Below are 7,901 nucleotides of genomic sequence, written 5' to 3' on the forward strand. Positions count from 1 at the left end.
ACTTCGGCTGTCGCAACGCCGACGGCACTTTCAGCGCCGACAAGTTCGCCGCCCAAGCGCGCGATCCGCAAGTGAAAATGATCGAGGTGAAGCTCTCGCAGGGCGCCAAGCCGGGGCACGGCGGCGTCCTGCCGGCTGCTAAGGTGACTCCCGAAATTTCCGAGGCCCGCGGCGTGCCGATCGGGCAAGACTGTATCTCGCCGGCCGCGCACAGTGCGTTCTCGACGCCGCGCGGTCTGCTCGAATTCGTCGACCGGCTGCGCACGCTCTCCGGCGGCAAGCCTACCGGCTTCAAGCTTTGCGTCGGCCACCCGTGGGAGTTCTTCGCGATCGCCAAAGCCATGATCGAGACGGGCATCGTGCCCGACTTCATCGTTGTGGACGGCGCCGAAGGCGGCACCGGCGCGGCGCCGCTGGAATTCACCGATCACATCGGCGTGCCGCTGCAGGAGGGGCTGCTGCTCGTGCATAACACGCTCGTCGGCATCGGTTTGCGCGACAAGATTCGCATTGGCGCGAGCGGCAAGATGATCACGGCATTCGACATTGCACGCACGCTCGCGATCGGTGCCGATTGGGTCAATTCGGCACGCGGCTTCATGTTCGCGGTGGGCTGCATTCAAGCGCAAACCTGCCACTCGGGACGCTGCCCGACCGGCGTCGCGACGCAAGACCCGGTACGCCAGCGCGCACTCGTGGTGCCCGACAAATCGGAGCGGGTCTACAACTTCCACCGCAATACGCTGCACGCACTACAAGAGATCGTGCAAGCCGCGGGGCTCGACCATCCGTCGCAACTGCGCGCGCATCACATCGTGCGCCGCATCTCGTCGCACGAAGTCCAGTTGATGTCGGAACTGCTCAAATATCTCGAGCCGAACGACCTCGTCAACGGCAACTACCGCTATTCGCTGTATGAGAAATGGTGGCCGCTCGCCGATAGCGACTCGTTCTCGCCGAAGGCGCTCGCACCGTTGGCGGCGGCTTGACGCGCGCGCCGCAGGCGCCGCCCGGCGGCGCCTAGGGGCAGCCGCCTGCCGAGCGGCGCGCCAGGCGCGCCGTCAATTCGGCGCGGTATCGATAAACGATTGGCGCTGCGAAAGCTTCACGAAATGCTTGTCGAGATTCGGGTACTTTTCTCGCCAATTGAGATCGGGCATCCGAAAATCCAAGTAGCCGAGCGCGCAGCCCACGGCGACATCGGCCAGCGAATAGTGGTTGTTGGCGCACCAGGGCTTGCCGGCAAGCCCCTGCGACATCGCCACGAGCCCTTCTTCGATCTTGCGGCGCTGGCGCGCGAGCCAACCTTCGTTGCGCTGGGATTCGTCGCGCTGCGTCCCCTCCAGGCGAATCAGCACCGCCGCGTCGAGCATGCCGTCGGCAAGCGCCTCCCAGCATCGCACCTCGACGCGCTCGCGGCCCGACTGCGGAATCAACTTGCCGACGGGCGAGAGGGTATCCACGTACTCGCAAATCACGCGAGAATCGAAGACAGCTTCCCCGTCCTCCATGACAAGGCACGGCACCTTGCCGATCGGATTGAACGTATGAATGGTCGTTTCGGGCGACCAGACGTCTTCGAGCACGAATTGATAGTCGATCTTCTTTTCGGCGAGCACGATCCGCGCCTTGCGGACGAATGGGCTCGCGAGCGAACCGATTAATTTCATCATCTGCCTTTCTCTCAAGAAAACACCGGGCCACCCTGGAACGGCTTCGCATTCGCCGCGTCGTGCGCGCGGCACGCCCCTCGCCGGCCAGCAACGGCTTCGCGTGCGAATCGGTTCGACGGGGGCCCTTGTGAAGTGCGAGAAAGAGTATAACGTCGCCAGCGCCCGAAACGGCGTATTGCGACCGCCATCGGATCGGTCGGACAAGCCGCCCTGCGCGAATCCGGCCGATTGAGCAGTACAATCGCACGAATGAATACGCCGACTGAAACCCCCATCGCCGTCTCCGTCCATCAAGCCCGACGCGAGCGCCTGCTTGCCGCCATGCGCGCGGCCGGGGGCGGCGTCGCGCTCGTGCCGACGGCACCCGAGGCGCTGCGCAACCGCGATACCGACTATCCGTATCGCCACGATAGCTATTTCTACTATTTGAGCGGGTTCGCGGAGCCGCAGTCGTTCATCGTCCTCGATGCGACCGCGCAAGCCGGCGAACCGTCGTCCATCCTGTTTTGTCGGACGAAAAACGCCGAGCGCGAAACCTGGGAAGGATTCCACTACGGCCCCGAGGCGGCGCGCGAAGCGTTCGGATTCGACGCCGCCTTTCCGATCGAAGAGATCGACACGCACGTGCCGCGCATCATTGCCGATGCCCCGGCGCTCTTTTACGGATTCGGACGCTCGGCCGAGTTCGACGCGCAAGTGCGGCGCTGGCTCGAAGCCGTGCGCGCGCAAGGCCGCAGCGGCGTGGCCGCGCCGGTCAAGCTCGTCGATGCCTTGCCGATGCTCGACGACATGCGGCTCATCAAGGACGAGCACGAGCTGGCGATCATGCGTCAAGCGGCGCGCATTTCCGCCGAGGCGCATCGCCGTGCGATGCAGGCATGCCGTCCTGGTATGCGGGAATACGAACTCGAGGCGGAACTGCTCTACACGTTCCGCCGCCACGGCGCCCAAGCACCCGCCTACGGTTCGATCGTCGCCGCGGGCGCCAACGCGTGCGTGCTGCATTATCCGGCCGGCAACGCCATCGCCCGCGACGGCGACCTCATCCTTATCGATGCGGCCTGCGAGCTGGACGGCTATGCCTCGGACATCACGCGCACGTTCCCGGCGAACGGCCGCTTCTCGCCCGCGCAACGCGAACTCTACGATATCGTGCTGGCCGCTCAGCAAGCGGCAATCGATGCCACGCGCCCCGGCGTGAGCTTCGAAGCGCCTCACGATGCGGCGGTGCGTGTCCTCGCGCAAGGGCTGCTCGACACGGGCATCGTCGAGCGCACGAAGTACGGCTCGGTGGACGACGTCATCGCCGAGCGCGCGTATTCGCGTTTTTACATGCACCGCACGGGACACTGGATCGGCATGGACGTGCACGATTGCGGCGACTACCGCGAGCGCAACGCACTGCCGGATGCCGCGGGTGCCTTGCCGTGGCGCTCGCTACAGCCGTCGATGGCGCTGACGATCGAACCGGGGCTGTACGTGCGCGCCGCCCCGGACGTGCCCGAGCGCTATTGGAACATCGGCATCCGCATCGAAGACGACGCGATCGTCACCGATAACGGATGCGTGCTGATCACGCGCGACATCCCTGTCGAAGCCGACGCGATCGAAGCGCTCATGCGCGACGCTCGCCAAGCGTCCACCGCGACGTAATTTCATGAGCGAGATGCACCCTGCGCACGCCCCGGATGAATTCGACGTGACGATCGTCGGCGCGGGGCCCGTCGGCCTCGCGCTGGCGGCATGGCTCGCCCGGCGTAGCGCCAGCGCGACGCTTTCCGTCGCGCTCGTCGACGCACGCGATCCGGAAGCCGCCGCCGGCGATCCGCGCGCCATTGCGATTTCGGAGGGCAGCCGCATGCTGCTCGAGCCGTTCGGGGCCTGGCCGGCCGACGCCAACGCGATCGAGCGCATTCACGTTTCCCAGCGCGGCCGCTTCGGGCGTACGCTGATCGAGCGCGGCGAGCACGACTTGCCGGCGCTCGGCTACGTCGCGCGCTACGGGTCGATCGTCCACGCACTCGCGGGCGCCGTACGGCGTACCGGAACGCACTGGTTCACCGGCTGCCGCGCGCTGCCGCCGCAAGTCGAACCCGGTGCGCCTTTCGTCGCGCTGCCCATCGAAAGCGCGCACGTCGAGCGCACGCTGCGCACCCGGGTGCTGATCAACGCCGAGGGCGGGCTGTACGGCGAAGCGCACGGGAAAAACGGCACGCCCCCCCGCCCCGAATCGAGCGCTTCCGATACGGCACCCGAACGTCTCGCCGCCAAGCGCGAAACGCGCGACTACGGCCAAACGGCGATCGTCGGCACGGTCGCCGTATCGTCGCCTCGGCCGCATGTGGCCTGGGAGCGCTTCACCGACGAAGGTCCGATCGCGCTGTTGCCGATGGGGGGCGTGCGCCAGGCCGATTACGCGTTGGTCTGGTGCATGCGTCCCGCCGAGGCAGCGCGGCGCGGCGAGCTGTCCGACGCGGCGCTGCTCGCAGAACTGGGCGCCCTGTTCGGCGAACGCATGGGCCGTTTCGAATCGATCAAAGGCCGCGCGGCGTTTCCCCTCGGCCTCGTGGCCGCCGATACGCTCGTTCGCGGCCGAATCGCGTCGATCGGCAACGCGGCCCAAACGCTGCACCCGGTGGCCGGCCAGGGGTTGAACCTCGGGCTACGCGATGCGCACGCGCTCGCCGATGCGCTGGCCGGCAGCGGCGCAACGCCGGAAGCCCTCGCGCAATTCGCGCGCCGCCGCGCGTTCGATCGCCGTATCACGATCGGCGCTACCGATACGCTCGCGCGCGTGTTCACTCTCGATTTCGGCCCGCTCGCCGCGTTGCGCGGCCTCGCGTTGACGGCGCTCGAATGCGTGCCGCCGGTCAAGACGGCGCTCGCACGCCAGATGATGTTCGGCCAGCGCCAGTGAGCGTGGGTGCCGGGCGCGACGCCGACGCACCCGGTGCAAGCCGGTCCCATGCGCTCGCGGCCCCCGGTTAACGGTAAAATGCACGTTTCCCTGGTCGCCTTCCCGCGCCCGTGCCTCGCCGGCGCGGGTAGCCGCTCCATTTCATGATGCCAACGCTCGGCTCGCACACTCTGCGCAACAACCTTTTCGTCGCACCGATGGCGGGCGTGACGGATCGGCCGTTCCGCCAGCTTTGTAAGCGGCTCGGCGCCGGTTACGCCGTGTCGGAGATGGTCGCGTCGAATGCGCAGCTATGGAAAAGCGAGAAGACGATGCGCCGTGCGAATCATGCCGGCGAAGTCGAACCGATCGCCGTCCAGATCGCGGGAGCCGATCCGGCGATGATGGCCGAAGCGGCACGCTACAACGTCGCCAACGGCGCGCAGATCATCGACATCAACATGGGCTGCCCGGCCAAGAAGGTGTGCAACGTCGCCGCCGGCTCGGCGCTGCTGCAAAACGAGCCGCTGGTCGTGCGTATCGTGGAAGCCGTCGTCGCCGCCGTGGGCACGGGCCCCGATGCGGTGCCGGTCACGTTGAAGATTCGCACGGGCTGGAACCGCGAAAATCGCAACGCGGTGCACATCGCTCGGCTGGCCGAGGCGGCCGGCATTTCGATGCTGACGATTCACGGCCGCACCCGGGCCGATCTTTACCATGGCGAAGCCGAGTACGACACGATCGCGGCCGTGAAAGCGGCCGTGCGCATTCCGGTGGTGGCCAACGGCGACATCGATTCTCCGCCCAAGGCCCGCGCGGTGCTGGCGGCCACGGGCGCCGACGCGATCATGATCGGACGGGCGGCGCAGGGACGCCCGTGGCTGTTTCGCGAAATCGCGCATTTCCTGGCTACGGGCGAGCTGTTGCCGCCTCCGCGCATCGCCGAAATCCGGCAAGTGATGAACGAGCACCTCGAAGATCACTATGCGTTTTACGGCGAATATACGGGGGTGCGCACGGCACGCAAGCACATCGGCTGGTACACTCGCGGCCTTTCCGGCGCCAATGCGTTCCGGCACCGGATGAACACGCTCGATACCACACGCGAGCAGCTTGTCGCCGTCAACGCGTTTTTCGACGAGCAACAGGCGCTGTCGGACCGGCTCGTCTATGTCGACGAGGACACGCCCGCGCCCACCGAGCCGAACCGCAACGAACCTTTAGCAGCATGAGCAAGCACAATATCGAACAATGCGTCCGCGACAGCCTGGGGATGTACTTCCAGGATCTCGACGGCGCCAATCCGCACGACGTCTATGACATGGTGATGTCATGCGTCGAGAAACCGATGCTCGAGGTGGTGCTCGAGCGGGCCGGCGGCAATCAGTCGCTGGCCGCCGATTATCTCGGCATCAACCGCAATACGTTGCGCAAGAAGCTGCAGCAGCACGGCTTGCTGTAACGCGCCACCTTCGTTCCTTTCCGGCCATCGTTCCCATCATGATCAAGCAAGCGCTCATTTCCGTCTCCGACAAGTCCGGCATCGTCGAGTTCGCTCGTTCGCTGTCCGCGCTCGGCGTCAAGATTCTGTCGACGGGGGGCACCGCCAAGCTGCTCGCCGACGCCGGTCTTCCGGTGACCGAAGTGGCCGATTACACCGGCTTTCCCGAGATGCTCGACGGGCGCGTGAAGACGTTGCACCCGAAAGTGCATGGCGGCATCCTCGCTCGCCGCGACCTGCCCGAGCACATGGCCGCGCTGGACGCGCACGATATCCCGACGATCGATCTGCTCGTCGTGAACCTGTACCCGTTCGTCGCGACGATCGCCAAGGACGAGTGCACGCTCGCCGATGCAATCGAGAACATCGACATCGGCGGCCCGACCATGCTGCGCTCGGCGGCCAAGAATCATCGCGATGTCACGGTCGTCGTCGATCCGGCCGATTACGAGACGGTGCTCGCGGAAATGCGCGCGAACGGCAATACGGTCGGCTATCAGACGAACTTCCGCCTCGCCACGAAGGTGTTCGCGCATACGGCACAGTACGACGGCGCGATCACGAACTATCTGACGAGCCTCACCGAGGCCTTGCAGCATTCGTCGCGCAACACGTACCCGGACACGCTGAACCTCGCGTTCGAAAAGGTGCAGGATCTGCGCTACGGCGAGAACCCGCATCAAAGCGCCGCGTTCTATCGCGATATCGCCATGCCCGCCGGCGCGCTCGCCGGTTATCGTCAGTTGCAGGGCAAAGAGCTGTCGTACAACAACATCGCCGATGCCGACGCGGCATGGGAATGCGTCAAGACGTTCGACGTGCCTGCCTGCGTCATCGTCAAGCACGCGAATCCTTGCGGCGTAGCCGTAGCGGGCAATTCCGCCGAAGCCTACGCGAAAGCATTCCAAACCGATCCGACCTCGGCCTTCGGCGGCATCATCGCGTTCAACCGCGAAGTGGACGAAGCGGCGGCTCAGGCCGTGACGAAGCAATTCGTCGAGGTGCTGATCGCCCCGTCGCTGACCGATGGCGCGAAGCAAGTGCTCGCGGCCAAGCAAAACGTGCGCGTGCTGGAAATCGCGTTGGGCGCGGGTCAGAACGCGTTCGACTTCAAGCGCGTCGGCGGCGGTTTGCTGGTTCAATCGCCCGATGCGAAGAATGTGCTGCCGCGCGATCTGCGCGTCGTGACGAAACGGTATCCGACGCCCCAGGAAATGGACGATCTGATGTTCGCGTGGCGCGTGGCCAAGTTCGTGAAGTCGAATGCGATCGTGTTCTGCGGCAAGGGAATGACGCTCGGCGTCGGCGCGGGCCAAATGAGCCGTGTCGATTCCGCGCGCATCGCCAGCATCAAGGCGCAAAACGCGGGCCTTTCGCTGCAAGGCTCGACCGTGGCGTCCGATGCATTCTTCCCGTTCCGCGACGGCCTCGACGTGGTGGTCGCGGCCGGCGCAACTTGCGTGATTCAACCGGGCGGCTCGATGCGCGACGACGAAGTGATCGCGGCGGCGGACGAGCACAACATCGCGATGGTCGTCACGGGCGTACGGCATTTCCGTCATTGAACGGTCACTGAACGTTCATCGAAACCGACGCTTGGCGACTTACGTCGCCGCATGGGAACCCGGCTCCGGCCGGGTTTTTTTGTTGCTGGCCCCGCAGCATCGGGCAGTTGCCCCTTAGTGGCTTAGTGGCCTACGCCCGACCGCGCGAGCAAGGGCAGGCGTGGGCGCATCTTCCGGCGCAGGTGCCTGCTGATTGACGGTGGTGGTCATAGCCGCTGGGGTGTCGGGGCCCGCTTCCGTCGAACGGCCTTTTACTCCTACAGCGG

General features: G+C 65.7%; 7 protein-coding genes. 6 read left to right on the forward strand and 1 reads right to left on the reverse strand.

Annotation, left to right across the window (positions count from 1 at the left end):
* Nucleotides 1-989: FMN-binding glutamate synthase family protein (locus ACTHN9_RS24990; protein ID WP_440539502.1), on the forward strand; the 989-nt coding region annotated here is incomplete at its 5' end.
* A gap of 72 nt (nt 990-1,061) precedes the next feature.
* On the opposite strand, the gene ACTHN9_RS24995 is transcribed toward ACTHN9_RS24990, so the two are convergent.
* Nucleotides 1,062-1,673, reverse strand: coding sequence for a glutathione S-transferase N-terminal domain-containing protein (locus tag ACTHN9_RS24995; protein ID WP_440539503.1), 612 nt, complete (start codon nt 1,671-1,673; stop codon nt 1,062-1,064).
* 249 nt (nt 1,674-1,922) lie between these two features.
* Here ACTHN9_RS24995 and ACTHN9_RS25000 point away from each other — a divergent pair, with 249 nt between their 5' ends.
* The 5 genes from ACTHN9_RS25000 (at nt 1,923) to purH (ending at nt 7,635) form a co-directional block, all read left to right on the forward strand.
* Nucleotides 1,923-3,326, forward strand: a complete 1,404-nt coding sequence (locus tag ACTHN9_RS25000) for an aminopeptidase P N-terminal domain-containing protein (RefSeq protein WP_440539504.1) — start codon at nt 1,923-1,925, stop codon at nt 3,324-3,326.
* A 4-nt stretch (nt 3,327-3,330) separates the two neighbouring features.
* Nucleotides 3,331-4,590 (forward strand): UbiH/UbiF/VisC/COQ6 family ubiquinone biosynthesis hydroxylase, encoded by a 1,260-nt coding sequence (locus ACTHN9_RS25005; RefSeq protein ID WP_440539505.1) that lies wholly within the window; start codon nt 3,331-3,333, stop codon nt 4,588-4,590.
* A gap of 146 nt (nt 4,591-4,736) precedes the next feature.
* A complete protein-coding gene (gene dusB, locus ACTHN9_RS25010; protein WP_440539507.1) occupies nt 4,737-5,801 on the forward strand; it encodes a tRNA dihydrouridine synthase DusB in 1,065 nt (354 codons plus the stop codon).
* Entirely contained in the window at nt 5,798-6,031 is a 234-nt protein-coding gene (locus tag ACTHN9_RS25015) for a Fis family transcriptional regulator (protein WP_102609481.1), read from the forward strand. The genes dusB and ACTHN9_RS25015 overlap by 4 nt, the downstream gene beginning before the upstream one ends.
* A 38-nt stretch (nt 6,032-6,069) precedes the next feature.
* Nucleotides 6,070-7,635 (forward strand): bifunctional phosphoribosylaminoimidazolecarboxamide formyltransferase/IMP cyclohydrolase, encoded by a 1,566-nt coding sequence (gene purH / locus ACTHN9_RS25020; RefSeq protein ID WP_440539506.1) that lies wholly within the window; start codon nt 6,070-6,072, stop codon nt 7,633-7,635.
* Nucleotides 7,636-7,901: the final 266 nt, after the last annotated feature.

Origin of the sequence: Trinickia sp. (assembly GCF_051953405.1) — a bacterium.
Lineage (GTDB): Bacteria > Pseudomonadota > Gammaproteobacteria > Burkholderiales > Burkholderiaceae > Trinickia.